28 protein-coding genes are annotated in these 23,239 nt (G+C 56.8%); 18 read left to right on the forward strand and 10 right to left on the reverse strand.

Going from position 1 to position 23,239, the window contains the following annotated elements:
• Position 1: 1 nt before the first annotated feature.
• The 4 genes from speB to URZ40_RS04290 all read right to left on the reverse strand — a co-directional run bounded on the left by speB (position 2) and on the right by URZ40_RS04290 (position 3,827).
• Positions 2–922 carry an agmatinase gene (gene speB, locus URZ40_RS04270; RefSeq protein ID WP_008499737.1) on the reverse strand — a complete coding sequence of 307 codons (921 nt, stop codon included), beginning with the start codon at positions 920–922 and terminating at the stop codon, positions 2–4.
• A 263-nt stretch (positions 923–1,185) separates the two neighbouring features.
• Positions 1,186–3,162 (reverse strand): biosynthetic arginine decarboxylase, encoded by a 1,977-nt coding sequence (speA, locus tag URZ40_RS04275; RefSeq protein WP_116341952.1) that lies wholly within the window; start codon positions 3,160–3,162, stop codon positions 1,186–1,188.
• Positions 3,163–3,170: 8 nt separating this feature from the next.
• A complete protein-coding gene (gene yqgB / locus URZ40_RS04280; RefSeq protein WP_127312443.1) occupies positions 3,171–3,302 on the reverse strand; it encodes an acid stress response protein YqgB in 132 nt (43 codons plus the stop codon).
• A 306-nt stretch (positions 3,303–3,608) separates the two neighbouring features.
• Complete coding sequence (locus tag URZ40_RS04290) at positions 3,609–3,827, reverse strand: hypothetical protein (RefSeq protein WP_162874982.1); 219 nt, start codon at positions 3,825–3,827, stop codon at positions 3,609–3,611.
• A 138-nt stretch (positions 3,828–3,965) separates the two neighbouring features.
• On the opposite strand from URZ40_RS04290, the gene metK reads away from it, so the two are divergent.
• The 8 genes from metK (at position 3,966) to ruvX (ending at position 11,038) form a co-directional block, all read left to right on the forward strand.
• Positions 3,966–5,120, forward strand: a complete 1,155-nt coding sequence (gene metK, locus URZ40_RS04295) for a methionine adenosyltransferase (protein ID WP_061097111.1) — start codon at positions 3,966–3,968, stop codon at positions 5,118–5,120.
• A gap of 360 nt (positions 5,121–5,480) precedes the next feature.
• A complete protein-coding gene (galP, locus tag URZ40_RS04300; RefSeq protein WP_045134809.1) occupies positions 5,481–6,878 on the forward strand; it encodes a galactose/proton symporter in 1,398 nt (465 codons plus the stop codon).
• Positions 6,879–6,937: 59 nt separating this feature from the next.
• Positions 6,938–7,435: a SprT family zinc-dependent metalloprotease gene (locus URZ40_RS04305; RefSeq protein ID WP_003860035.1), complete on the forward strand. Its 498-nt coding sequence runs from the start codon at positions 6,938–6,940 to the stop codon at positions 7,433–7,435.
• 94 nt (positions 7,436–7,529) lie between these two features.
• Positions 7,530–8,237 carry a deoxyribonuclease I gene (gene endA, locus URZ40_RS04310; protein WP_233002833.1) on the forward strand — a complete coding sequence of 236 codons (708 nt, stop codon included), beginning with the start codon at positions 7,530–7,532 and terminating at the stop codon, positions 8,235–8,237.
• A 51-nt stretch (positions 8,238–8,288) separates the two neighbouring features.
• On the forward strand, positions 8,289–9,020 hold the full coding sequence (gene rsmE, locus URZ40_RS04315; RefSeq protein WP_316379960.1) for a 16S rRNA (uracil(1498)-N(3))-methyltransferase: 732 nt from the start codon (positions 8,289–8,291) through the stop codon (positions 9,018–9,020).
• Positions 9,021–9,039: 19 nt separating this feature from the next.
• A complete protein-coding gene (gshB, locus tag URZ40_RS04320; RefSeq protein WP_023331278.1) occupies positions 9,040–9,987 on the forward strand; it encodes a glutathione synthase in 948 nt (315 codons plus the stop codon).
• A gap of 74 nt (positions 9,988–10,061) precedes the next feature.
• Complete coding sequence (locus tag URZ40_RS04325; protein ID WP_020883695.1) at positions 10,062–10,622, forward strand: YqgE/AlgH family protein; 561 nt, start codon at positions 10,062–10,064, stop codon at positions 10,620–10,622.
• Positions 10,622–11,038 carry a Holliday junction resolvase RuvX gene (gene ruvX, locus URZ40_RS04330; RefSeq protein WP_021242076.1) on the forward strand — a complete coding sequence of 139 codons (417 nt, stop codon included), beginning with the start codon at positions 10,622–10,624 and terminating at the stop codon, positions 11,036–11,038. Before URZ40_RS04325 ends, ruvX begins: the two co-directional genes overlap by 1 nt.
• Before the next feature lie 10 nt (positions 11,039–11,048).
• Here the strand turns inward: ruvX and URZ40_RS04335 are convergent, their stop codons facing one another.
• Positions 11,049–12,029, reverse strand: a complete 981-nt coding sequence (locus tag URZ40_RS04335; RefSeq protein WP_316379959.1) for a type IV pilus twitching motility protein PilT — start codon at positions 12,027–12,029, stop codon at positions 11,049–11,051.
• Between the two features lie 17 nt (positions 12,030–12,046).
• Between URZ40_RS04335 and URZ40_RS04340 the strand changes: the two genes are divergently transcribed.
• From URZ40_RS04340 to URZ40_RS04365, 6 genes are all read left to right on the forward strand, one after another.
• The gene (locus URZ40_RS04340) at positions 12,047–12,748 is read left to right on the forward strand and encodes a YggS family pyridoxal phosphate-dependent enzyme (RefSeq protein WP_320719843.1); all 702 of its coding nucleotides are present in this window, start codon (positions 12,047–12,049) and stop codon (positions 12,746–12,748) included.
• Between the two features lie 21 nt (positions 12,749–12,769).
• Positions 12,770–13,336 (forward strand): YggT family protein, encoded by a 567-nt coding sequence (locus URZ40_RS04345; protein WP_116341962.1) that lies wholly within the window; start codon positions 12,770–12,772, stop codon positions 13,334–13,336.
• Positions 13,333–13,629 carry a DUF167 family protein YggU gene (gene yggU / locus URZ40_RS04350; protein WP_014885193.1) on the forward strand — a complete coding sequence of 99 codons (297 nt, stop codon included), beginning with the start codon at positions 13,333–13,335 and terminating at the stop codon, positions 13,627–13,629. The genes URZ40_RS04345 and yggU overlap by 4 nt, the downstream gene beginning before the upstream one ends.
• Before the next feature lie 3 nt (positions 13,630–13,632).
• Positions 13,633–14,226 (forward strand): XTP/dITP diphosphatase, encoded by a 594-nt coding sequence (locus URZ40_RS04355; RefSeq protein ID WP_010435473.1) that lies wholly within the window; start codon positions 13,633–13,635, stop codon positions 14,224–14,226.
• Complete coding sequence (hemW, locus tag URZ40_RS04360) at positions 14,219–15,361, forward strand: radical SAM family heme chaperone HemW (protein WP_320719844.1); 1,143 nt, start codon at positions 14,219–14,221, stop codon at positions 15,359–15,361. The genes URZ40_RS04355 and hemW overlap by 8 nt, the downstream gene beginning before the upstream one ends.
• A gap of 63 nt (positions 15,362–15,424) precedes the next feature.
• The gene (locus tag URZ40_RS04365; protein ID WP_320719846.1) at positions 15,425–15,787 is read left to right on the forward strand and encodes an endonuclease domain-containing protein; all 363 of its coding nucleotides are present in this window, start codon (positions 15,425–15,427) and stop codon (positions 15,785–15,787) included.
• A gap of 67 nt (positions 15,788–15,854) precedes the next feature.
• Here the strand turns inward: URZ40_RS04365 and URZ40_RS04370 are convergent, their stop codons facing one another.
• Genes URZ40_RS04370 through trmB form a run of 3 tightly spaced genes read right to left on the reverse strand, consistent with a single transcriptional unit; the run spans position 15,855 to position 17,673 of the window.
• Positions 15,855–16,571 (reverse strand): DUF2884 domain-containing protein, encoded by a 717-nt coding sequence (locus tag URZ40_RS04370; protein ID WP_116341968.1) that lies wholly within the window; start codon positions 16,569–16,571, stop codon positions 15,855–15,857.
• A 56-nt stretch (positions 16,572–16,627) separates the two neighbouring features.
• Positions 16,628–16,954, reverse strand: a complete 327-nt coding sequence (locus URZ40_RS04375; RefSeq protein ID WP_010435485.1) for a YggL family protein — start codon at positions 16,952–16,954, stop codon at positions 16,628–16,630.
• Complete coding sequence (trmB, locus tag URZ40_RS04380; protein ID WP_233002828.1) at positions 16,954–17,673, reverse strand: tRNA (guanosine(46)-N7)-methyltransferase TrmB; 720 nt, start codon at positions 17,671–17,673, stop codon at positions 16,954–16,956. Before trmB ends, URZ40_RS04375 begins: the two co-directional genes overlap by 1 nt.
• Before the next feature lie 144 nt (positions 17,674–17,817).
• Between trmB and mutY the strand changes: the two genes are divergently transcribed.
• The 4 genes from mutY (at position 17,818) to URZ40_RS04400 (ending at position 21,837) form a co-directional block, all read left to right on the forward strand.
• Positions 17,818–18,870, forward strand: coding sequence for an A/G-specific adenine glycosylase (gene mutY, locus URZ40_RS04385; protein WP_320719849.1), 1,053 nt, complete (start codon positions 17,818–17,820; stop codon positions 18,868–18,870).
• 25 nt (positions 18,871–18,895) lie between these two features.
• Entirely contained in the window at positions 18,896–19,168 is a 273-nt protein-coding gene (locus URZ40_RS04390; RefSeq protein ID WP_320719850.1) for an oxidative damage protection protein, read from the forward strand.
• Between the two features lie 55 nt (positions 19,169–19,223).
• Positions 19,224–20,300 (forward strand): membrane-bound lytic murein transglycosylase MltC, encoded by a 1,077-nt coding sequence (gene mltC, locus URZ40_RS04395; protein WP_320719947.1) that lies wholly within the window; start codon positions 19,224–19,226, stop codon positions 20,298–20,300.
• A gap of 280 nt (positions 20,301–20,580) precedes the next feature.
• The gene (locus URZ40_RS04400) at positions 20,581–21,837 is read left to right on the forward strand and encodes a nucleoside permease (RefSeq protein WP_320719852.1); all 1,257 of its coding nucleotides are present in this window, start codon (positions 20,581–20,583) and stop codon (positions 21,835–21,837) included.
• A gap of 80 nt (positions 21,838–21,917) precedes the next feature.
• On the opposite strand, the gene citG is transcribed toward URZ40_RS04400, so the two are convergent.
• Positions 21,918–22,721 (reverse strand): triphosphoribosyl-dephospho-CoA synthase CitG, encoded by an 804-nt coding sequence (gene citG / locus URZ40_RS04405; protein WP_320719854.1) that lies wholly within the window; start codon positions 22,719–22,721, stop codon positions 21,918–21,920.
• The gene (gene citX, locus URZ40_RS04410; protein ID WP_116341978.1) at positions 22,699–23,238 is read right to left on the reverse strand and encodes a citrate lyase holo-[acyl-carrier protein] synthase; all 540 of its coding nucleotides are present in this window, start codon (positions 23,236–23,238) and stop codon (positions 22,699–22,701) included. Before citX ends, citG begins: the two co-directional genes overlap by 23 nt.
• Position 23,239: the final 1 nt, after the last annotated feature.

Genomic DNA, 23,239 nt, shown 5'->3' on the forward strand with positions numbered 1-23,239 from the left:
CTTATTCGCCTTTTTTCGCCGCCTGGATGTAAAGCATTTCCAGCGCCAGGGTCGCCGCGGCCAGCGCGGTGATCTCGGACTGGTCGTAGGCTGGTGCCACTTCCACCACGTCCATACCGACGATGTTCAGATCCTTCAGGCCGCGCACCAGCTTGATGGCGCGATCGGACGTCAGGCCGCCGATGACCGGCGTACCGGTGCCAGGTGCAAACGCCGGATCCAGACAGTCGATATCGAAAGTCAGGTAAACAGGCATGTCGCCGACGATCTGCTTCACCTGCGCCAGAATATCGTCCACGCCGCGATCGTTAACCTGGCCCGCGTCCAGCACGGTGAAGCCGTTGTCTTTGTCAAACTCGGTGCGGATGCCGATCTGCACCGAGTGGTTTGGGTCGATCAGACCTTCGTTCGGCGCGGTGAAGAACATGGTGCCGTGGTCGAACTCGCAGCCGTTCGCGTAGGTGTCGGTATGCGCATCAAAATGCACCAGCGCCATTTTACCGAAGTGCTTCGCGTGGGCGCGCAGCAGCGGCAGGGTCACGAAGTGGTCACCGCCAAAGGAGAGCATGCGCTTGCCGGCGGCCAGCAGTTTTTCAGCATGGGCCTGCAGCTTTTCGCTCATTTCACGCGCGTCGCCAAAGGCGTACACCAGGTCACCGCAGTCCACCACGTTCAGGCGCTCGCGCATGTCGAAGTTCCACGGGAAGCGGTTGTGCTCCCAGGCCAGGTTAGTGGAAACCTGACGGATCGCCGCCGGGCCGTGACGACCACCCGCGCGGCCAGAGGTCGCCATATCGAACGGTACGCCGGTGATTACCCAGTCAGCGTCACTGTCGTACGGCTGGAAGTTCATCGGAAGACGTAAAAAACCAAACGCGTTAGATACCAGAGAGTTATCGTACTGATGACCTAAAGTGCTCATGTCCTGACCTCGTTTAAAGTCGATGCGTTAAAAACAGATGAAAAAAAATCCCCTCCGCGTCGTTAAACCCGACGAGGAAGGGATTGATTCGTAAATCGCTTATTGGGACGAATTATCGCCGGTAATGCATACGGGTTCAAGTGAGTATAGGGCATAGTGTGGTCTTTGCCCCTCACCCTAACCCTCTCCCCTTTGGGGAGAGGGAAATTGAACACCCTCTCCCCTTTGGGGAGAGGGCTGGGGTGAGGGGAAAGGCGGATGCCTTACTCGTCTTCCAAATACGTGTACCCGTAAAGACCCGCTTCAAACTCTTCCAGGAACTGCTGCTGGAGCGCGTCGTCCAGACCAGTGTTTTTCACCTGATCGCGGAACTGGGTAAGCAGGGTTTTCGGATCCAGCTGAACGTATTCAAGCATGTCCGCCACGGTATCCCCTTCGTCGGACAGCTCAACTTCCACGCTGCCGTCAGGGAATACAAACACGTCAACCGCTTCGGTATCGCCGAACAGGTTGTGCATGTTGCCGAGGATCTCCTGATACGCCCCGACCATAAAGAAGCCCAGCATCGGCGGGTTCTCCGGATCGTACTCCGGCATTGGCATCGTCGTTGCGATACCGTCGCCGTCAACGTAGTGGTCGATAGCGCCGTCGGAGTCACAGGTGATGTCCAGCAGCACGGCACGACGTTCCGGCGCGTGGTTCAGCCCTTCCAGCGGCAGAACCGGGAACAGCTGGTCGATACCCCAGGCATCCGGCATCGACTGGAACAGGGAGAAGTTGACGTAAATCTTATCCGCCATACGCTCCTGCAGCTCGTCGATAATCGGACGGTGCGCGCGGTTGCTCGGATCGAGCTGTTTCTGCACCTCATGGCACATGTTCAGGTAGAGCTGCTCCGCCCACGCGCGCTCCTGCAGGCTGAAGGTGCCTGAAGAATAACCCACGTGAATATCGTGCAGATCCATCTGGCTGTCATGCAGCCATTCGCGCAGGGAACGGCGCGTGCCCGGCTCATGCATCTCCTGCCAAGTTTCCCACATGCTTTGCAGGGAGCGAGGGGCATCATCCTGCGGAGGCGTCGCTTCGGTGATTTCGCTGCGCTCAACGCCAATGATGTTAGACACCAGCACCGTATGGTGGGCGGTGACCGCGCGGCCAGATTCGGTGATCACCGTCGGGTGCGGCAGGCCGTGCTCTTCACAGGCATCGCCAATCGCCCAGATGATGTTGTTGGCATATTCGTTCAGGCCGTAGTTCACCGAGCAGTCAGACTGCGAGCGGGTCCCTTCGTAGTCCACGCCCAGGCCGCCGCCCACGTCGAAGCACTGAATATTTACGCCAAGCTTGTGCAGCTCAACGTAGAAACGGGCCGATTCACGCACGCCGGTGGCGATGTCGCGAATATTGGCCATCTGCGAGCCGAGGTGGAAGTGCAGCAGTTGAATGCTGTCCAGACGACCGCGCTCGCGCAGAATTTCCACCAGCTGCAGCACCTGGTTCGCCGCCAGACCGAACTTGGATTTTTCACCGCCGGAGGACTGCCATTTACCGGAACCCTGCGACGCCAGACGCGCACGCACGCCAAGGCGCGGGATGACGTTCAGACGTTCGGCCTCTTCCAGCACGATGGCAATTTCGGTCATCTTTTCGATAACCAGATAGACCTTGTGGCCCATCTTCTCGCCAATCAGCGCCAGACGAATGTATTCACGGTCTTTGTAGCCGTTACAGACGATCACCGAACGGGTCATTCCCGCGTGCGCCAGAACCGCCATCAGTTCCGCTTTGGAACCGGCTTCCAGACCCAGCGGCTCGCCGGAGTGGATCAGGGATTCAATGACGCGGCGGTGCTGGTTTACCTTGATCGGGTAAACCAGAAAGTAGTCGCCTTTATAGCCGTAGGATTCACGCGCGCGCTTGAACGCGGCGTTAATGGAACGCAGGCGATGTTGCAGGATCTGCGGGAAGCAGAACAGTGCAGGCAAACGCTGGCCCTGTGCTTCGCGGGCTTTCACCAGTTTGGCGAGGTCCACGCGCGCTTCAGGGACGTCCGGATCAGGGCAGACGCTGATGTGGCCCAGTTCATTGACGTCGTAGTAGTTATTGCCCCACCAGGCAATATTGTAAGTGCGCAGCATCTTGCTGGCTTCCTGGGAGCTCATCGCAACCTCCTGCATAGAACGTAGTACACCCTGTTCGCCCGCTGACGAAGGCGAAAAAGAAGACATGTCGTCAGACATAGCGAACCTCAACTCTTTGTATTAAGTGTAAAACAGTTGACTACTATCGCAGCGTTGTACGGCGATAACAACCCATAAACGGCTCCGTTTCCCAGCAGAGTATGCTGAAAACCAGACCGTGCGACCGGTTTCTTATTCATATCATTGTAAAACACGTATCCGAACTCTGTATGACAAGGTTCGGCGAAACCACGAGAAAACTCTTGTATTAACAAGAGCGCCCTTGTTCAGTTTTCACAAAGCGTGACCGGCCCTGGAATCCTGAGAAGCGCCGAGATGGGTATAACATCGGCAGGTTTGCAGACTAGAAATGCGGGTTGCGGGAATCAATTGCGCGCCAGAACGGCAGCGCTGAATTAGCGGAAAACGATGGTTCATTATCTCGTATCACCTCCACGGCCGCCTCTGCTGAAACGGACCCCAAGCCAAAGCTAAAAGTTCACTGCTTAACCCGGCTGGAAGTGGCGACACGATGAGGTCATCGAGCGCTTTTTTTGTATGAGCCGCGCGCCGCGTTTTATACCGAGAAGGGGGCTAAAAAGCAAAACAAAAATGCGCGGGTTGCCAGCGCCGTCAGGAAAAATTTCCAGCAGACATTTCAACGCAGTGAGAGATGAATCAAAAAAAACTGGAAATCGGGCGAAGAAGTGACCTAAAATAGCCATCCAGATGTTAATCCATCTATACTGATTAACACTCATACTGCCAGTGTCAAAAACCTGCAGGCCTTGGTAGAATTATCTCCTTTGGCTATTCCACACAGCAGCTTGAGCTAACCAAATTCCTCTTAGGTGAAATAAAACATGGCAAAACACCTGTTTACGTCCGAGTCCGTATCAGAAGGACATCCTGATAAAATTGCTGACCAAATCTCCGATGCGGTGCTGGATGCGATCCTGGCGCAGGATCCTAAAGCGCGCGTAGCGTGCGAAACCTATGTCAAAACCGGCATGGTTCTGGTTGGCGGTGAGATCACCACCAGCGCATGGGTTGATATCGAAGAGATCACCCGTAACACGGTGCGTGAGATCGGCTATGTGCATTCTGATATGGGCTTTGATGCCAACTCCTGCGCGGTACTGAGCGCGATTGGCAAACAGTCTCCAGACATCAACCAGGGCGTTGACCGTGCCGATCCGCTGGAACAGGGCGCGGGCGACCAGGGCCTGATGTTCGGTTATGCAACCAACGAAACCGACGTGCTGATGCCGGCGCCTGTGACCTACGCACACCGTCTGGTGCAGCGTCAGGCTGAAGTGCGTAAAAACGGCACCCTGCCGTGGCTGCGACCGGATGCGAAAAGCCAGGTAACCTTCCAGTACGACGACGGCAAAATTGTCGGCATCGATGCGGTGGTACTGTCTACTCAGCATGCCGAAGATATCGATCAGAAATCCCTGCAGGAAGCAGTGATGGAAGAGATCATCAAGCCGGTTCTGCCGACCGAATGGCTGAGCTCCGCGACCAAATTCTTCATCAACCCAACCGGACGCTTCGTTATCGGCGGCCCAATGGGCGACTGCGGCCTGACCGGTCGTAAAATCATCGTTGATACCTACGGCGGCATGGCGCGTCACGGCGGCGGTGCGTTCTCCGGTAAAGACCCTTCTAAAGTTGACCGTTCTGCTGCGTACGCAGCACGTTATGTGGCGAAAAACATCGTTGCTGCCGGCCTGGCCGACCGCTGTGAGATCCAGGTTTCCTACGCCATCGGCGTGGCTGAGCCAACCTCCATCATGGTTGAAACTTTCGGTACCGAGAAAGTGCCTTCAGAACAGCTGACCCTGCTGGTACGCGAGTTCTTCGACCTGCGTCCATACGGCCTGATTCAGATGCTGGATCTGCTGCACCCAATCTATCAGGAAACCGCGGCATACGGTCACTTTGGTCGTGAACATTTCCCATGGGAAAAAACCGACAAAGCCGCTCTGCTGCGTGAAGCTGCCGGTCTGAAATAATCGACTGACGCGCGCTTTAGACAGGCCAGCCTTTGTGCTGGCCTTTTTTATATCGGGTGCCTGCTAAAAGCCGCACGACTGGAACCGATTACACCGCACCGAATATATCCTGCTTTCAGAATATTCTCTTTGCATGATCGCCTTTCTTCTGCTGTTACATTTCCTTTCAGTTAAGTCTGAAATGTATTCTTTCGCGATGCATATCACCTCATTTACCTCTATATTTTCAAAGCTTTAATTTTATTTACGGTTACAGGTTAGTGTAACCGATTACACCAATGTGATTAATCTCACATCTTTTTATGGGTCGCTCACCTACCCTAAACATCAATAAAACTGATAACCCAACTGGAGGGCATAATGCCTGACAATAAAAAACAGGGGCGTACGTCCAACAAGGCGATGACATTCTTCGTCTGCTTCCTCGCCGCCCTGGCAGGATTACTCTTTGGCCTGGATATCGGCGTCATTGCCGGCGCTCTTCCCTTCATCGCAGACGAATTCCAGATTAACGCGCATACCCAGGAATGGGTGGTCAGCTCCATGATGTTCGGTGCGGCCGTTGGGGCCGTCGGCAGCGGCTGGCTCTCCTTCAAGCTCGGACGTAAAAAGAGCCTCATGATCGGTGCGATCCTCTTCGTCGCCGGTTCCCTCTTCTCTGCAGCCGCCCCTAACGTTGAAGTGCTTATCCTTTCCCGCGTGCTGCTGGGCCTGGCCGTGGGCGTAGCGTCATACACCGCCCCGCTCTACCTCTCTGAAATTGCGCCGGAGAAAATCCGCGGCAGCATGATTTCCATGTACCAGCTGATGATCACCATCGGTATTCTTGGTGCTTACCTGTCCGATACCGCGTTCAGCTACAGCGGCGCATGGCGCTGGATGCTCGGCGTGATCATCATTCCGGCCATTCTGCTGCTGATTGGCGTCTTCTTCCTGCCGGACAGCCCGCGCTGGTTCGCCGCCAAACGCCGCTTCGTCGATGCCGAACGCGTGCTGCTTCGCCTGCGCGATACCAGCGCTGAAGCGAAAAATGAGCTGGAAGAGATCCGCGAAAGCCTGAAGGTAAAACAGTCCGGCTGGGCGCTGTTTAAAGAGAACAGCAACTTCCGCCGTGCAGTGTTCCTCGGCGTGCTGCTGCAGGTGATGCAGCAGTTCACCGGGATGAACGTCATCATGTACTACGCGCCAAAAATCTTTGAGCTGGCGGGATACACCAACACCACCGAGCAGATGTGGGGCACCGTTATTGTCGGCCTGACCAACGTGCTGGCGACCTTTATCGCCATCGGCCTGGTGGATCGCTGGGGGCGTAAGCCTACTCTGACGCTGGGCTTCCTGGTCATGGCGATCGGCATGGGCGTGCTGGGCACCATGATGCATGTGGGCATTCACTCTCCAACCGCCCAGTACTTCGCGGTAGGGATGCTGCTGATGTTTATCGTCGGGTTTGCGATGAGCGCCGGCCCGCTGATTTGGGTGCTGTGCTCGGAGATCCAGCCGCTGAAAGGGCGTGACTTTGGTATCACCTGCTCTACCGCGACCAACTGGATTGCCAATATGATCGTCGGCGCGACGTTCCTGACCATGCTCAACACCTTGGGCAATGCGAACACCTTCTGGGTCTACGCCGGTCTGAATATCTTCTTTATTGTTCTGACTATCTGGCTGGTTCCAGAAACTAAGCACGTTTCACTGGAACACATTGAACGTAACCTGATGAAAGGTCGTCCGCTGCGCGAAATCGGCGCACACGACTGATCCTCATTGCGGGAGGCGCCTCTTGCGCCTCCCCGCTTCCCGCTTTATGCTCTGCCCCTATGAAAGCTCCCCGTCTCCCCATTGCCATTCAGCAAGCCGTTATGCGCAGCCTGCGGGAAAAACTCGCTCAGGCGAATCTGAAGCTCGGCCGCAACTATCCTGAACCGAAGCTGGTCTATCAGCAGCGCGGTACCGCGGCAGGCACCGCCTGGCTGGAATCATACGAGATTCGCCTTAACCCGGTGCTGATGATGGAGAACCAGCAGGCGTTTATTGAAGAAGTGGTACCGCACGAGCTGGCGCACCTTCTGGTGTGGAAGCACTTTGGCCGCGTCGCGCCCCACGGAAAAGAGTGGAAGTGGATGATGGAGGCGGTGCTTGGAGTTCCGGCGCGCCGCACCCATCAGTTCGAGCTGGAATCGGTGCGCCGCAATACCTTCCCCTACCGCTGCCAGTGCCAGCAGCACCAGCTTACCGTCCGCCGCCATAATCGCGTGGTGCGCGGTGAAGCGACCTACCGCTGCGTCAAATGCGGCGAACCGCTGGTCGCGGAGTAATCGCCTGAACTTTCAGGAACTTTCCTGATCTGACTGATTGCATACGGGAACAACATTCGTTACGTTGCGGGCTCGTTTTGACACGGAGTGTAAGATGTCCCGTAATTTCTCTCTCGCGGTCGCTTTTCTGACGACGGCGCTTTCCGGCCAGGTAATGGCCGACGGTATCAACAGTTTTTCCCAGGCCAAGGCAGCAGGCGTGAAGGTGAACGCCGATGTGCCGGGCGATTTCTACTGCGGCTGCAAAATTAACTGGCAGGGCAAAAAAGGGGTCGTTGACCTTGAGTCATGCGGCTATAAGGTGCGTAAAAACGAAAACCGCGCCAGCCGCATCGAATGGGAGCATGTCGTTCCGGCCTGGCAGTTTGGCCACCAGCGCCAGTGCTGGCAGGACGGCGGACGTAAAAACTGCGCCAAAGATCCGGTATATCGCCAGATGGAAAGCGATATGCATAACCTGCAACCTGCGGTTGGTGAAGTGAACGGCGACCGCGGTAACTTTATGTACAGCCAGTGGAACGGTGGCGAAGGCCAGTACGGCCAGTGCGGCATGAAGGTGGATTTTAAAGAGAAAGTCGCCGAGCCCCCTGCCCGCGCGCGCGGCAGCATCGCCCGCACCTACTTCTATATGCGTGACCGTTATGACCTCAACCTTTCCCGCCAGCAGACGCAGCTGTTCAACGCCTGGGACAAGCAGTATCCGGTGACGGAATGGGAATGCCAGCGCGACGAACGCATTGCCAGAGTCCAGGGGAATCATAACCCGTACGTCCAGCGGGCTTGCCAGGCGCAAAAGAGCTAACCTACACTACGGCAATTCGCTTATATCGCATGACATATGGAATTTTTGACTATGCGCATTCCCCGCATTTACCACCCTGAACTGATTACCGCAGGCCGCGAAATCGCCCTGTCTGACGACGCCGCTAACCACGTTGGCCGCGTGCTGCGCATGGGGGCTGGCCAGGCAATACAACTGTTCGATGGCTCTAATCAGGTTTTCGACGCGGAAATCACGCGGGCGGATAAAAAAAGCGTGCATGTAAATGTCTTGCGCGGTGAAGTGGACGACCGTGAATCGCCGCTGCACATCCACCTTGGGCAGGTGATGTCGCGCGGGGAAAAGATGGAGTTCACCATTCAAAAATCCATTGAGCTGGGCGTAAGCCTCATTACGCCACTTTTTTCCGAGCGCTGTGGCGTTAAACTGGATGCTGAACGTCTGAATAAAAAGATCCAGCAGTGGCAGAAAATTGCCATTGCGGCCTGCGAACAGAGCGGCCGCAACCGAATCCCGGAGATCCGCCCGGCAATGGATCTGGAGGACTGGTGTGCAGAAGAAGAGAGCGGGCTGAAGCTCAATCTTCATCCGCGCGCCAGTGCCAGCATCAATACGCTGCCGATGCCCGTCGAGCGCGTTCGGCTGCTGATTGGCCCCGAAGGTGGGCTGTCGGCGGACGAAATTGCGATGACGGCGCGCTACCAGTTTACTGATATTCTGTTGGGACCTCGCGTTCTGCGCACTGAGACAACGGCACTCACGGCCATCACCGCGCTACAGGTGCGGTTTGGCGACCTGGGTTGAAGTATTAACGGAGAAGAACATGATAAAGCTCGGCATCGTGATGGATCCCATCGCAAACATTAACATCAAAAAAGATTCCAGCTTCGCTATGCTGCTGGAAGCGCAGCGTCGCGGCTATGAGCTCCACTATATGGAGATGAACGATCTTTACCTGATCAACGGTGAAGCCCGCGCGCGTACCCGCATCGTTAACGTCGAGCAGAACTACGACAAATGGTACGAGTTTGGCACCGAGCAGGACATTGCCCTGGCCGACCTCAACGTGATCCTGATGCGTAAAGATCCGCCGTTCGATACCGAATATATCTACTCCACCTACATCCTTGAGCGTGCCGAAGAGAAAGGGACGCTTATCGTCAACAAGCCGCAGAGCCTGCGCGACTGCAACGAGAAGCTCTACACCGCCTGGTTCTCTGACCTGACGCCGGAAACGCTGGTGACCCGCAGCAAAGCGCAGCTGAAAGAGTTCTGGCAGAAGCACGGCGACATCATCATGAAGCCGCTGGACGGCATGGGCGGCGCATCTATCTTCCGCGTGAAGGAAGGCGATCCGAACATCGGCGTGATTGCCGAAACGCTGACCGAACTGGGTACCCGTTACTGCATGGCGCAGAACTATCTGCCTGCCATTAAAGATGGCGACAAACGCGTGCTGGTTGTAGACGGCGAGCCGGTGCCTTACTGCCTCGCGCGTATTCCGCAGGGTGGCGAAACCCGCGGTAACCTGGCGGCCGGTGGTCGTGGTGAACCCCGTCCGCTGACCGAAAGCGACTGGGAAATTGCCCGCCGCGTCGGCCCTACGCTGAAAGCCAAAGGCCTGATCTTCGTTGGCCTGGATATCATCGGCGATCGCCTGACTGAAGTGAACGTCACCAGCCCAACCTGCATTCGCGAAATCGAAGCGGAGTTCCCGATCTCGATCACCGGAATGCTGATGGACGCGATCGAAAAACGTTTACAGAAATAATCTGTGACAGCGCCCAGGTTTATCCCCATACTGGGCGCTGTCGCTTTTTAAACCAGGAAACAGTACCTCTGACAATGAATTTACAGCATCACTTTCTTATTGCCATGCCTGCTCTCCAGGATCCGATTTTCCGCCGCGCCGTGGTTTATATTTGCGAATACAACGAAGACGGTGCGATGGGGATTATTATCAACAAGCCGCTGGAAAACCTGCAGGTTGAAGGAATTCTGGACAAGCTGAAAATCTCGGCTGAAGAGCGCCTGCCGGAAATTCGGCTTGATAAACCGGTGATGCTGGGTGGACCCCTTGCAGAAGATCGCGGCTTTATTCTGCATACCCCGCCGGTTTTCTCGTCCAGCATTCGCATCTCCGACAACACCGTGATCACGACCTCGCGCGACGTACTTGAAACGCTGGGTACCGCAGAGCAGCCTTCTGAGGTGCTGGTGGCGCTGGGCTATTCGTCGTGGGAAAAAGGCCAGCTTGAGCAAGAGATCCTCGATAACGCCTGGCTTACCGCACCTGCGGACATGAATATTCTGTTTAAAACCCCGATAGCCGATCGCTGGCGTGACGCGGCAAAGCTGATTGGCATTGATATTCTGACCATGCCAGGCGTAGCGGGGCACGCCTGATGAGCGGAACACTTCTGGCCTTCGATTTTGGCACCAAAAGCATTGGCGTTGCCGTGGGTCAGCGCATCACCGGTACCGCGCGTCCGCTCACGGCCCTGAAGGCCAACGACGGCACGCCAGACTGGAATCTTATCGAACGTCTGCTCAAAGAGTGGCAGCCGGATGACGTTATCGTTGGGCTGCCGCTGAACATGGACGGCACGGAACAGCCGCTGACCGCCCGGGCGCGTAAGTTCGCTAATAAAATCCATGGCCGCTTTGGCGTCTCCGTGAAGCTTCACGACGAGCGTCTCAGCACCGTCGAAGCGCGTGCAGGCCTGTTTGAGCACGGTGGCTTCCGGGCGCTCAACAAGGGCAGCGTGGACTCCGCTTCAGCCGTCATCATCCTCGAAAGCTATTTCGAACAGGGCTTTTAAACGAAGGGGGCTACAGCCGCCCCTGTGCCCGTCTCTCCGCCAGGCTCTGGTCAAAGTTCTGCATTCCTGCCTGCTGGCCGGTTTGAATAATGCCGGGCAGCTGCCACGTTTTTCCTTCACGAATAAGATTGGCCGCCGCTGCGGTGTTCACCAGCAGTTCATACAACGCGACGCGCCCGCCCTGCAGATCGGGGAGCAGCTTTTGCGCCAGCACCGCCCGCAGGCTGCCAGCCAGCTGGTTACGCACCGGATCTTTCTCCTGCGCCGGGAACGTATCGACCAGCCGTTCAATTGCCTGCGATGCCCCGCGAGTGTGGAGCGTCGCCAGCACCAGATGCCCGGTCTCCGCCGCCGTCAGCGCCAGGCGGATTGTTTCGCTGTCGCGCAGCTCACCCAGTAAAATAACGTCCGGGTCCTCGCGTAATGCACTGCGCAGCGCCTCCGCAAATGATGGACTGTGCTGGCCTATCTCCCGCTGCTGAATCAGGCAACGTTCACTCTGGTACATAAACTCCACCGGATCTTCGAGCGTGAGGATGTGGCCGTCAGTATGGCGGTTGAGAAAATCGACCATTGCGGCCAGCGTGGTGGATTTGCCGCTGCCGGTCGCTCCCGTTACCAGAACCAACCCGTTGTCGCTGGACAAGAGTTCGGGAATGGCCCGTGGCACACCCAGCGCGGAAAGCTGCGGACAGGTGCGCGGCAACAGCCGCAGGGTGACGGATATCCCCTTCATCTGCTTAAACGCGCTCCCGCGCAGACGCTGGTCTTCCGCCACCGTCACGGCAAAATCGACCTGCCCGTTTGCCCACCAGGTTCCCTGCTGCTCGTCGTTGAGCCACGCTTTCAACAACGCCCCGACATCAGGCGGCGGAAACGGCGCCGGTTCAAGGCGGCCTAATCTGCGCCAGCGGGGTGGCGAATCACTGCACAGGTGTAGATCGGAGACGTTATGCTTTACACTAAGGGCCACAATTTCTTCCACATCCATAGACTACTCCTCGGAAAATGAACGACATTGCGCATAACCTGGCACAGGTTCGGGACAAAATCTCAGCCGCAGCAACGCGTTGCGGCCGTGCTTCAGAAGAAATTACGCTACTTGCAGTCAGCAAAACAAAGCCTGCGAGCGCCATCGCAGAAGCCATTGCGGCAGGCCAGCGGGCGTTTGGCGAAAACTACGTGCAGGAAGGCGTGGATAAAATTCGCTACTTCCAGGAGCAGGGTACTTCTGATCTGCAGTGGCACTTTATTGGCCCACTGCAGTCGAACAAGAGCCGTCTGGTGGCTGAGCACTTCGACTGGTGCCATACCGTTGACCGTCTGCGTATTGCCACACGCCTGAGCGACCAGCGCCCGGCAGAGATGCCTGCGCTTAACGTGCTGATTCAGATCAACATAAGTGATGAAAACAGCAAGTCCGGCATCGCCCTGAGCGAGCTGGATGCGCTGGTCGCAGAGGTGGCCGCCCTGCCTCGTTTAACCCTGCGCGGGCTGATGGCAATTCCGGCGCCTGAGTCAAGTTATGAAAGGCAGTTTGCCGTGGCACAGCAAATGGCTGTAGCATTTGAGGCGCTTAAAGCGCGCTATGAAACGGTAGACACGCTTTCACTGGGCATGTCGGATGATATGGAAGCCGCCATCGCGGCAGGCAGCACTATGGTGCGCATCGGCACAGCCGTTTTCGGTGCGCGCGACTACACCAAATAATAAGGAAACCTGAGGAACGCCATGAAGACGTTGACTTTCCTGCTCTCAACGGTCATTGAGCTGTATACGATGGCGCTTTTGCTACGCGTCTGGATGCAGTGGGCCCGCTGTGACTTTTACAATCCGTTCTCCCAGTTTGTCGTGAAAATTACGCAACCTGTCGTCGGACCGCTGCGCCGTATTATCCCGGCAATGGGGCCCATCGATAGCGCTTCGCTGCTGGTGGCGTTTATTCTGAGCGTGATCAAAGCCATCGTGCTGTTTATGGTCATCACCTTCCAGCCGATTATCTGGATTGCCGCCGTCCTGATTCTGATCAAAACCGTCGGTCTGCTGATCTTCTGGGTGCTGTTGGTTATGGCGATCATGAGCTGGGTGAGCCAAGGCCGTAGCCCGGTAGAGTACGCCTTGATTCAGCTGGCCGAGCCGCTGCTGCGTCCGATCCGCAACCTGCTTCCGTCTATGGGCGGCATCGACTTCTCCCCGATGATTCTGGTTCTGCTGCTCTATGTGATCAACATGGGTATCGCCGAGCTGCTTCAGTCTACGGGCGACATGCTGCTGCCGGGGCTGTGGATGGCGCTATGAGTGCAGTAAGCACCTGCGCTGACGGGCTGGTTTTGCGGCTGTATATTCAGCCGAAAGCCAGCCGTGACAGTATTGTCGGGCTCCATGGCGACGAGTTAAAGGTCGCCATCACCGCCCCGCCGGTTGACGGCCAGGCGAACGCGCATCTGACCAAATATCTGGCAAAACAGTTTCGCGTCGCCAAAAGCCAGGTCATCATTGAAAAAGGTGAACTTGGGCGACATAAACAGGTAAAAATCCTTAATCCGCAATCTATCCCGACGGAAGTCGCGGCTCTGACAGAACAGGACTAAACCATGCAGAAAGTTGTTCTCGCGACCGGTAATGCCGGTAAAGTGCGCGAGCTGGCCTCGCTATTAAATGATTTTGGGCTGGACGTAGTGGCTCAGACCGAGCTGGGCGTGGAGTCCGCCGAAGAGACGGGGCTGACGTTTATCGAAAACGCGATCCTGAAAGCGCGCCATGCCGCGCAGGTCACCGGCCTGCCCGCGATTGCCGACGACTCCGGTCTGGCCGTCGATTTCCTCGGCGGCGCGCCGGGAATTTACTCCGCACGCTATTCCGGCGTGGACGCCACCGACCAGCAGAATCTGGAAAAGCTGCTTGTCGCCCTGAAAGACGTACCGGACGAACAGCGCACCGCGCAGTTCCACTGCGTACTGGTCTATATGCGCCACGCGGAAGACCCGACGCCTATTGTCTGCCACGGCAGCTGGCCGGGCGTGATTACCCGTGAAGCGGCTGGCAACGGCGGCTTTGGCTACGACCCGATTTTCTTTGTCCCGACCGAGGGCAAAACCGCCGCGGAACTGACCCGCGAAGAGAAAAGCGCGATATCCCACCGTGGACGCGCGCTGAAACTGTTACTGGAAGCACTGCGTAATGGCTAATTTGCCGCCTCTGAGTCTTTATATTCACATCCCGTGGTGCGTGCAGAAATGCCCGTACTGCGATTTCAACTCGCACGCGCTGAAGGGCGAAGTGCCGCACGATGACTACGTTGCGCATCTGCTGGCCGACCTGGACGCCGATGTACCTTACGCACAGGGACGTGAAGTTAAGACCATTTTCATTGGTGGCGGTACGCCGAGCCTGCTGTCAGGCCCGGCGATGCAGACGCTGCTGGACGGCGTGCGTGCGCGTCTGAACCTGGCGGCTGATGCGGAAATTACGATGGAAGCCAACCCCGGCACCGTTGAAGCCGACCGTTTTGTCGACTATCAGCGCGCGGGCGTGAACCGCATCTCCATCGGCGTGCAGAGCTTTAGCGAACCAAAGCTAAAACGTCTGGGGCGCATTCACGGCCCGGAAGAGGCAAAGCGCGCGGCAAACCTGGCGACCGGGCTTAATCTTCGCAGTTTTAACCTCGATTTGATGCATGGCCTGCCGGATCAGTCTCTGGAAGAGGCGCTGGACGACCTGCGCCAGGCGATCGAACTGAACCCGCCGCATCTGTCGTGGTACCAGCTCACCATCGAGCCCAACACCCTGTTTGGCTCGCGCCCGCCGGTGCTGCCGGACGACGACGCGCTGTGGGATATCTTCGAGCAGGGTCACAGGCTTCTGACCGCTGCGGGCTATCAGCAGTACGAAACGTCCGCGTACGCGAAGCCGGGCTACCAGTGCCAGCACAACCTGAACTACTGGCGCTTCGGCGACTATCTGGGGATTGGCTGCGGCGCGCACGGCAAGGTGACCTTCCCGGACGGACGTATTCTGCGCACGGCTAAAACCCGCCACCCGCGCGGATATATGGAAGGCCGCTACCTGGAGCGTCAGCACGACGTTGAGGCGGCGGATAAGCCGTTTGAGTTCTTTATGAACCGCTTCCGTCTGCTGGAAGCCGCCCCGCGCGCGGAGTTTGTGCTGTACACCGGGCTGCCGGAGTCGGTGATCCGCCCGCAGATCGACGAGGCGCTGGCGCAGGGGTATCTCACCGAGAGCGAGGAATACTGGCAGATCACCGAACACGGCAAACTGTTCTTAAACTCCCTTCTTGAGCTGTTCCTCACCGAAGATTCCTGAAGGCTGATTCAGGATTTTGCATCCCGTTCTGCCAGCTGAGGGAAAGGCTGGCAGAGTGTGGGGATGGAAATTACTCGTTCTTATGCAAAACAGCTCAGACGTGAGCTGACAAAAGAAGAAAGGCGGCTTTGGTATCTACTGCGCAGCCGCCGTTTCGAAAATTATAAATTTCGTCGACAGCATCCGGTAGGTAATTACATTCTGGATTTCGCCTGCTGCGCGGCTCGTCTCGCTGTTGAGCTGGATGGCGGGCAACATGATGAGAATCAGGAATACAATGGTCAGAGGACGCTCTGGCTAAATCGAAAGGGCTGGTACGTCATTCGTTTCTGGGACAACGAACTCTGGGATAACGAAGAGGCGGTGTTAGAAAAGATCCTTGAAACACTGCAAATGCTGCAACCCTCACCCCGGCCCTCTCCCTGAAAGGGAGAGGGAGCAAACCATCCCCTCGCCCCTTTGGGGAGAGGGTTAGGGTGAGGGGTGAAGTAAATTACTTCAGCGTCCCCACCAGCGCCTTCCGGCTGTCTTCCAGCGACACCACGCGTTTACACACGTCTTTGCCGAACTGCTGGAAATCATCTTCCTGGTTCTTCCACTCGTTCTGAATCGAGGTCTGCAAACCGCCCAGGCTGCCCAGCACGCCCTGCAGCGGGTTACCGCCGCCTTTCAGCACGGCTTTCGCCCCCATCTCATTGATGCTGTCCTGCAGGATGCCGCCCATCGCCTGATTCACCAGCTGCTGCCCGTCAGCGCGGACCTGATCGATCGCCTTGTAGTGGAACGTCAGACCGTCGGTGCGCGTCTCGATAATGCGGTTCATCTGCTCTTTAAGCTGCTTATCGAGCTTCGTCAGGCGGGTGCGCATGTTGCTGCTCTCCCCCACCTCTTTGGTGATGATTTTATCCAGCGCGACGCGGCTTTTCTCTACGCGCGTCAGCGCGCCTTCATTAATCCACGGCAGCGCGGTACGCAAATCGGCCTGGTAGTCTTTCGCCTGCTCGCGCTGTGCGGCAGTCAGGGTGTACTGTTTGCCGTTAAAGGTGACGTTCCCTTCCGGCGTAATCACCAGGTTGCCGTTTTCGCCTTTGACCTGCACGGTTTGCGGGCTTAACACCACGTCATCACGCGGGGTGACGCTACATTGATAATCCGCATGGGCGGTGAATCCGGTTGCCATCAAAGCAACAGCCAGCAACGTTTTGCGCATCTTAAACACTCCCTCAGACAAAATGGGCCAGCTAATGCTGGCCCCTTACTGCTTTATTAGTCCCACCAAACGTCGAAAAGTTCGCTGATGCGAACATCTTCCAGCTTGTGGTCCTCAAGCCATTTACGTACCAGCGCCTGATGTTCTTCGGTGCATTTACCCACTTCCTGGGTGCAGATCAGACCTTCCCATGCCAGGTAACCGCTACCGTCGAAGGCCAGCTTGTTTGGCTCAATCACGTCATTGATGAACGCGTCAACGTCCTGATCGATCTGTTCTACACTGGTGCCTTCCGGGAAACGCCACGCAACGGAGAAGCCCACTTCCTGGAATTCTTCGATGTGCATTTTTTTACGCAGACGACGGCTACGATTCTTTGCCATTATTTCACCCTCTCGAACATTAAGTCCCATACACCGTGACCAAGACGATGGCCACGCTGTTCAAATTTCGTTACCGGACGCGAGTCCGGACGCGGTACATAGTCGCTGCTCGCAGACTGGTTTTTATACCCATCCAGCGATGACATCACTTCCAGCATATGTTCCGCATAAGGTTCCCAGTCGGTCGCCATATGGAAGACACCGCCCAGTTTGAGCTTGCTTTTTACCAGCTCAGCAAACGGTGCCTGAACGATACGGCGTTTATTATGACGTGCTTTGTGCCACGGGTCAGGGAAAAAGAGCTGAACCATGGTTAAAGAATTGTCAGGAATCATTTTATGCAGCACTTCCACCGCGTCGTGACACATGACGCGCAGGTTCTCAACGCCCTCTTCATGGGCGGTTGCGAGACAGGCGCCCACGCCCGGAGAGTGCACCTCAATACCGAGGAAGTTCTGCTCAGGACGCGCCTTCGCCATGGTCACCAGCGAGGCGCCCATCCCAAAGCCGATCTCCAGCGTGACGGGCGCGTCGCGACCAAACAGCTCGGCAAAGTCCAGAGGCTGCTCGCTGAACTCAACGCCCATCACCGGCCAGTAGTTGTCCAGCGCGTGTTGCTGACCTTTTGTCAGGCGGCCCTGACGACGGACAAAGCTGCGAATACGGCGCAGCGGGCGACCGTTTTCATCAAATTCCGGTGAAATGACGTCGTTTTTCATAAAAGAGTTGTCTGCTTGTGAGAATGTTCGGGAAACGGGCATTATCCAAAGTTAAGGCTTCTATGCAAGCATGGGAAAGATCCGGTTTACAGCAGATTGACGCTGTGCTGCAATCTGCGTCCCTGATTATGCGAATCGATGACCATGCAAGCCTCTCAATTTTCAGCCCAGGTGCTGGACTGGTACGACAAATACGGGCGTAAAACCCTGCCCTGGCAAATTGAAAAAACGCCGTACAAAGTATGGCTCTCCGAGGTGATGTTGCAACAAACGCAGGTCACCACGGTGATCCCTTACTTCGAGCGTTTTATGGCGCGCTTCCCGACGGTGACCGATCTGGCCAACGCCCCGCTGGACGAGGTGCTGCACCTGTGGACCGGTCTTGGCTACTACGCCCGTGCGCGTAACCTGCACAAGGCCGCACAGCAGGTCGCGACGCGCCACAACGGCAAATTCCCGGAAACCTTCGACGAGGTGGCGAACTTACCCGGCGTCGGGCGTTCAACCGCGGGCGCCATTCTCTCCCTGTCTTTAGGCAAGCATTTCCCGATCCTCGACGGCAACGTGAAGCGCGTGCTGGCCCGCTGCTACGCCGTCGACGGCTGGCCGGGGAAGAAGGACGTTGAGAAACGTCTTTGGGAAATAAGTGAAACGGTCACCCCGGCCAACGGCGTCGAGCGTTTCAACCAGGCGATGATGGATCTCGGCGCAATGGTCTGCACGCGTTCAAAACCTAAGTGTGAACTCTGCCCGGTAAACAACCTCTGCGTGGCCTACGCCAACCATTCATGGGCGCAGTATCCGGGTAAGAAACCCAAACAGACGCTGCCGGAGCGCACGGGCTATATGCTGCTGATGCAGCACGGCGACGACGTGTTCCTTGCCCAGCGTCCGCCGAGCGGTCTGTGGGGTGGTCTATACTGCTTCCCACAGTTTGAAAATGAAGACTTGCTGCGTGAGTGGCTTCAAAAGCGCGGGATTGCTGCCGATAACCTGACGCAGCTGACCGCGTTTCGCCATACCTTCAGCCATTTCCATCTGGATATTGTCCCGATGTGGCTTCCCGTGTCCTCATTCACCTCGTGCATGGATGAAGGCACCGCTCTCTGGTATAACTTAGCGCAACCGCCATCAGTCGGGCTGGCGGCTCCCGTGGAGCGCCTGTTACAGCAATTACGTGCCGGTGCAATGGTTTAGCAACGGCTAAAAAAGAGGAATACGTATGGCCAGAACGATTTTTTGTACTTTCCTGCAGCGCGACGCTGAAGGCCAGGATTTCCAGCTTTATCCGGGGGATCTGGGCAAGCGCATCTTTAACGAGATCTCCAAAGAAGCCTGGGGACAGTGGCAGAAAAAGCAGACCATGCTGATCAACGAGAAAAAGCTCAGCATGATGAACCCGGAGCACCGCAAGCTGCTGGAGCAGGAGATGGTGAGCTTCCTGTTCGAAGGTAAAGACGTGCACATCGAAGGCTATACGCCGCCGGAAAAATAACAGCGTGCGGGTAAACCCCGCCGTTAAAGCAAACACAACACGCACTCCCGGAATGATGAAAAAACTTTTAGCGCTAGCCCTTGTTGCGCCGTTGCTGGTCTCGTGTTCGTCCAAAAAAGGCGATGATTACAACGAAGCCTGGGTCAAGGACACCAACGGTTTTGACATTTTGATGGGGCAGTTTGCCCACAACATCGAGAATATATGGGGATTTAACGAAGTTCTTATTGCCGGACCGAAGGACTACGTTAAGTACACCGACGCCTATCTGACCCGTAGCCACATCAACTTTGATGAGGGTACGATCACCATTGAAACCATCGCAGGCACCGACCCTGCGGCACGGCTGCGTCAGGCGATCGTCAAAACCCTGCTGATGGGTGACGATCCGGGATCTATCGATCTCTACTCCGATGCCGACGACATCACCATCTCAAAAGAGCCGTTCCTGTACGGTCAGGTAGTTGACCAGACCGGACAGCCGATCCGCTGGGAAGGCCGCGCCACGAAATTTGCCGACTACCTGCTGCAGACGCGCCTGAAGAGCCGCTCTAACGGCCTGAAGATCATCTACAGCGTCACCATCAACCTTGTCCCGAACCACCTCGACAAGCGTGCGCACAAGTACCTTGGCATGGTGCGTCAGGCATCGCGTAAGTACGGCGTGGATGAGTCGCTGATCCTGGCGATTATGCAGACCGAATCCTCGTTTAACCCGTACGCGGTGAGCCGTTCGGACGCGCTGGGGCTGATGCAGGTTGTGCAGCACAGCGCCGGTAAAGACGTCTTCCGCTCGCAGGGGAAATCCGGCACGCCGAGCCGCAGCTACCTGTTCGACCCGCAGAGCAACATTGATACCGGGACCGCCTACCTGGCGATGCTGAACAATGTTTACCTTGGCGGCATCGATAACCCGACGTCGCGTCGCTATGCGGTGATTACAGCCTACAACGGCGGCGCGGGCAGCGTGCTGCGCGTCTTCTCGAACGACAAAGTGCAGGCCGCAAACATCATCAACAGCATGGCACCGGGGGATGTCTACTCAACCCTCACCACTCGCCACCCGTCTGCGGAATCCCGCCGCTATCTGTATAAGGTGAATACGGCGCATAATAACTATCGTCGCCGCTAGAAACTCCCCCTCACCCTAACCCACTCCCCAACGGGGAGAGGTAACTTGAACACCCTCTCCCCTTTGGGGAGAGGGTTAGGGTGAGGGGAATAAACCGCACCCATCCCACCCATACGAAAACGTTATTTGCATCACAATCCAAACTGCAAATTAATGTGGATTGCATTTTTTTGCGGGAGGTAACAAAACATATCGTTGCCAACTGATAGAATTGCATCAAATAACAACCCTGAATGTTCCAAAAACAACATATCTCCCGCTCACTTGTGAGGAAAGTAACATGAACCTTAAGCTGCAGCTTAAAATATTGTCGTTTCTGCAGTTCTGCCTGTGGGGTAGCTGGCTGACTACACTCGGCTCCTATATGTTTGTGACGCTCAAGTTCGACGGTGCGTCAATCGGTGCCGTATACAGCTCGCTGGGTATTGCGGCTGTCTTTATGCCAACGCTGCTCGGTATCGTGGCGGATAAATGGTTAAGCGCGAAGTGGCTGTACATGCTTTGCCATCTGGTGGGTGCGGGGACGCTGTTTATGGCGGCCGAAGTGACCACGCCGGGGGCGATGTTTATGGTGATCCTGCTTAACTCGCTGGCCTATATGCCAACGCTTGGGCTGATCAACACCATCTCCTACTACCGCCTGAAATCTGCCGGCCTGGATATCGTCACCGATTTCCCGCCTATCCGCATCTGGGGCACCATCGGCTTTATCATGGCGATGTGGGGCGTGAGCTTCGCGGGCTTTGAACTGAGCCATATGCAGCTCTACATCGGTGCAGCGCTCTCCGTGCTGCTGGCGATCTTCACCCTGACGCTGCCAACCATTCCGGTTTCTAACCAGCAAAAAAACCAGAGCTGGAGCACCATGCTCGGTCTGGACGCGTTCGCGCTGTTCAAAAACAAACGCATGGCGATCTTCTTTATCTTCTCCATGCTGCTGGGCGCAGAGCTGCAAATCACCAACATGTTCGGCAACACCTTCCTGCACAGCTTCGATAACGATCCTATGTTTGCCGGGAGCTTTATCGTCGAGCACGCGTCGGTAATGATGTCCATCTCGCAGATCTCCGAGACGCTGTTCATCCTGACCATCCCGTTCTTCCTGAGCCGCTACGGCATCAAAAACGTCATGCTGATCAGTATCGCCGCGTGGATGCTGCGCTTCGGCCTGTTCGCCTACGGTGACCCTAGCGCGTTCGGCACCGTACTGCTGGTGCTGTCGATGATTGTTTACGGATGCGCCTTCGACTTCTTCAACATCTCCGGTTCGGTGTTTGTGGAAAAAGAGGTGAAGCCTGAAATCCGCGCCAGCGCGCAGGGCATGTTCCTGATGATGACCAACGGCTTCGGCTGTATTCTGGGCGGCGTAGTGAGCGGTAAAGTGGTGGAGATGTACACCACCAACGGCATCACCGACTGGCAGCCTGTGTGGCTGATCTTCGCCGCGTACTCGCTGGTGCTGTTCTTCGCGTTCATCGCGCTGTTCAAGTACAAGCACGTACGTGAACCGCACGGTGCGCAGCCGATCGCGCATTGATTGTTGTGCCCGGTGGCGGCTTCGCTTACCGGGCCTGCAAAACCAGACCGTAGGCCGGGTAAGGCGAAGCCGCCACCCGGCTATTTTATTGCAGACAACACCCACCCCACCGACAGCAAATCCGCGCTGCCGCCCGGGCTCAGATTGCGTTCAATCAATGCCTTATCCATCTTAAGCAACGCCTCGCGATCCCAGCCGTTTGCCAGCAGTTCCCGCGCATAGCCCTGAACGTAGCGCAGCCCCTCAATGCCGCCGCGCGAAACGAGGTTGCTGTCCTGATTTATCGCCATCAGGCGTAACAGCAGGCCGTGAAGCGACTGTCCGTTCCACTGCGCCAGCGCCCTACGCGCCGTTGCAAAGCCGCTTTCGGCCTCACCGCGCGCGCCGGTTAAGCCGTACTGCTGAAACTGCCGCTCTCCCGCCGTCGCCCGTCCGCTGCGCGCGGCCAGCTCCCGCGACACCAGCCCACGGCAGATGTTACTTACCTCACAGCAGAGGCTGTCTGCCGAGATATTTTTCACACGTCCGGCGGCGAAGCACAGTAAACCCAGGGCAAAAATCCCGCCCTTGTGGGTGTTTACTCCGTTCGTCGCAGCATACATCGCCTGCTCGCAGGCCATCCCCATCGGGCGGAGGATCCGTAGCTGCTCGCCAGCAGGTTTATCCGCATGCGAGTTGCCCAGCTCGGTAAAACGAGAAAACCACGGCGCAATCGCCGCAATGCTGCGGACGAACAGCGCGTGGTCCATATCGCGATGGGAGCCGTTATTGAGCTTGTCCACCAGCCCCGGCTTGGGCGTTAGCTCCAGCTCCTGCCACAGCGCCGCTTCGGCAAGCGCGGGCACGTCAGCCGGGCGCGGTTTAGTCGCGAGCAAACCAGTCATCTATCATCTTCTCCACGCGGGAAACCACCTGCTCAACGGGGTGATTGCGCGAACGAGAGCAGGCGTGGGCGGGCTCGTCGCAGATGAGGCAGCGCCTGAGATTTGCCCCCAGCGACTGACGCCCGACGTGGCCGTGCTGAGGACAGATCACGTCCAGATCCCACAGCCTGCCGAGCGGGTGCATCTGCTCCAGCTCCGCACAGTGCGCTTTGATTTCCGTCGCCGGATGGGCCACGCACCAGATAGCCTCAGGCCCGGTCGGGAGCCACAGTACCTGGCGGTCCAGCACCTGCCAGCGGTTCTCCCACAGCAGCTGGTCGCACATCTGCAGCGCCACGCCCATGGTATTGCGATAGCGCAGGCTGTCTTTGATTTCCCCTGGCGTGACCAGCGTGAGGGAAATCACCGGCTGTTGATAGTGCGTGAGCCAGTCAGCCTGACGGGCTGCGCGGCGCTCTTTCGCCGCCAGCAGTTCGTCCAGGCTGACACCCGTCCGCACGGGTGTCGCAATGGTCATA

Source organism: Enterobacter sp. 296B2, assembly GCF_034106185.1.
Classification (GTDB): domain Bacteria; phylum Pseudomonadota; class Gammaproteobacteria; order Enterobacterales; family Enterobacteriaceae; genus Enterobacter; species Enterobacter cloacae_N.

What these genes read in the sequence shown, in the direction of transcription:
- URZ40_RS04325 (WP_020883695.1), top strand. Translation starts at nt 10,062, where the DNA reads ATGAATTTACAGCATCACTTTCTTATTGCCATGCCTGCTCTCCAGGAT.
- endA (WP_233002833.1), top strand. Translation starts at nt 7,530, where the DNA reads ATGTCCCGTAATTTCTCTCTCGCGGTCGCTTTTCTGACGACGGCGCTT.
- yqgB (WP_127312443.1), bottom strand. Translation starts at nt 3,302, where the DNA reads ATGAATAAGAAACCGGTCGCACGGTCTGGTTTTCAGCATACTCTGCTG.
- URZ40_RS04375 (WP_010435485.1), bottom strand. Translation starts at nt 16,954, where the DNA reads ATGGCAAAGAATCGTAGCCGTCGTCTGCGTAAAAAAATGCACATCGAA.
- speA (WP_116341952.1), bottom strand. Translation starts at nt 3,162, where the DNA reads ATGTCTGACGACATGTCTTCTTTTTCGCCTTCGTCAGCGGGCGAACAG.
- speB (WP_008499737.1), bottom strand. Translation starts at nt 922, where the DNA reads ATGAGCACTTTAGGTCATCAGTACGATAACTCTCTGGTATCTAACGCG.
- yggU (WP_014885193.1), top strand. Translation starts at nt 13,333, where the DNA reads ATGAGTGCAGTAAGCACCTGCGCTGACGGGCTGGTTTTGCGGCTGTAT.
- URZ40_RS04290 (WP_162874982.1), bottom strand. Translation starts at nt 3,827, where the DNA reads ATGGCTATTTTAGGTCACTTCTTCGCCCGATTTCCAGTTTTTTTTGAT.
- trmB (WP_233002828.1), bottom strand. Translation starts at nt 17,673, where the DNA reads ATGAAAAACGACGTCATTTCACCGGAATTTGATGAAAACGGTCGCCCG.
- gshB (WP_023331278.1), top strand. Translation starts at nt 9,040, where the DNA reads ATGATAAAGCTCGGCATCGTGATGGATCCCATCGCAAACATTAACATC.
- URZ40_RS04305 (WP_003860035.1), top strand. Translation starts at nt 6,938, where the DNA reads ATGAAAGCTCCCCGTCTCCCCATTGCCATTCAGCAAGCCGTTATGCGC.
- URZ40_RS04400 (WP_320719852.1), top strand. Translation starts at nt 20,581, where the DNA reads ATGAACCTTAAGCTGCAGCTTAAAATATTGTCGTTTCTGCAGTTCTGC.
- citX (WP_116341978.1), bottom strand. Translation starts at nt 23,238, where the DNA reads ATGACCATTGCGACACCCGTGCGGACGGGTGTCAGCCTGGACGAACTG.
- hemW (WP_320719844.1), top strand. Translation starts at nt 14,219, where the DNA reads ATGGCTAATTTGCCGCCTCTGAGTCTTTATATTCACATCCCGTGGTGC.
- galP (WP_045134809.1), top strand. Translation starts at nt 5,481, where the DNA reads ATGCCTGACAATAAAAAACAGGGGCGTACGTCCAACAAGGCGATGACA.
- URZ40_RS04365 (WP_320719846.1), top strand. Translation starts at nt 15,425, where the DNA reads ATGGAAATTACTCGTTCTTATGCAAAACAGCTCAGACGTGAGCTGACA.
- mltC (WP_320719947.1), top strand. Translation starts at nt 19,224, where the DNA reads ATGAAAAAACTTTTAGCGCTAGCCCTTGTTGCGCCGTTGCTGGTCTCG.
- URZ40_RS04355 (WP_010435473.1), top strand. Translation starts at nt 13,633, where the DNA reads ATGCAGAAAGTTGTTCTCGCGACCGGTAATGCCGGTAAAGTGCGCGAG.
- URZ40_RS04390 (WP_320719850.1), top strand. Translation starts at nt 18,896, where the DNA reads ATGGCCAGAACGATTTTTTGTACTTTCCTGCAGCGCGACGCTGAAGGC.
- mutY (WP_320719849.1), top strand. Translation starts at nt 17,818, where the DNA reads ATGCAAGCCTCTCAATTTTCAGCCCAGGTGCTGGACTGGTACGACAAA.
- URZ40_RS04345 (WP_116341962.1), top strand. Translation starts at nt 12,770, where the DNA reads ATGAAGACGTTGACTTTCCTGCTCTCAACGGTCATTGAGCTGTATACG.
- metK (WP_061097111.1), top strand. Translation starts at nt 3,966, where the DNA reads ATGGCAAAACACCTGTTTACGTCCGAGTCCGTATCAGAAGGACATCCT.
- ruvX (WP_021242076.1), top strand. Translation starts at nt 10,622, where the DNA reads ATGAGCGGAACACTTCTGGCCTTCGATTTTGGCACCAAAAGCATTGGC.
- citG (WP_320719854.1), bottom strand. Translation starts at nt 22,721, where the DNA reads ATGACTGGTTTGCTCGCGACTAAACCGCGCCCGGCTGACGTGCCCGCG.
- rsmE (WP_316379960.1), top strand. Translation starts at nt 8,289, where the DNA reads ATGCGCATTCCCCGCATTTACCACCCTGAACTGATTACCGCAGGCCGC.
- URZ40_RS04335 (WP_316379959.1), bottom strand. Translation starts at nt 12,029, where the DNA reads ATGGATGTGGAAGAAATTGTGGCCCTTAGTGTAAAGCATAACGTCTCC.
- URZ40_RS04340 (WP_320719843.1), top strand. Translation starts at nt 12,047, where the DNA reads ATGAACGACATTGCGCATAACCTGGCACAGGTTCGGGACAAAATCTCA.
- URZ40_RS04370 (WP_116341968.1), bottom strand. Translation starts at nt 16,571, where the DNA reads ATGCGCAAAACGTTGCTGGCTGTTGCTTTGATGGCAACCGGATTCACC.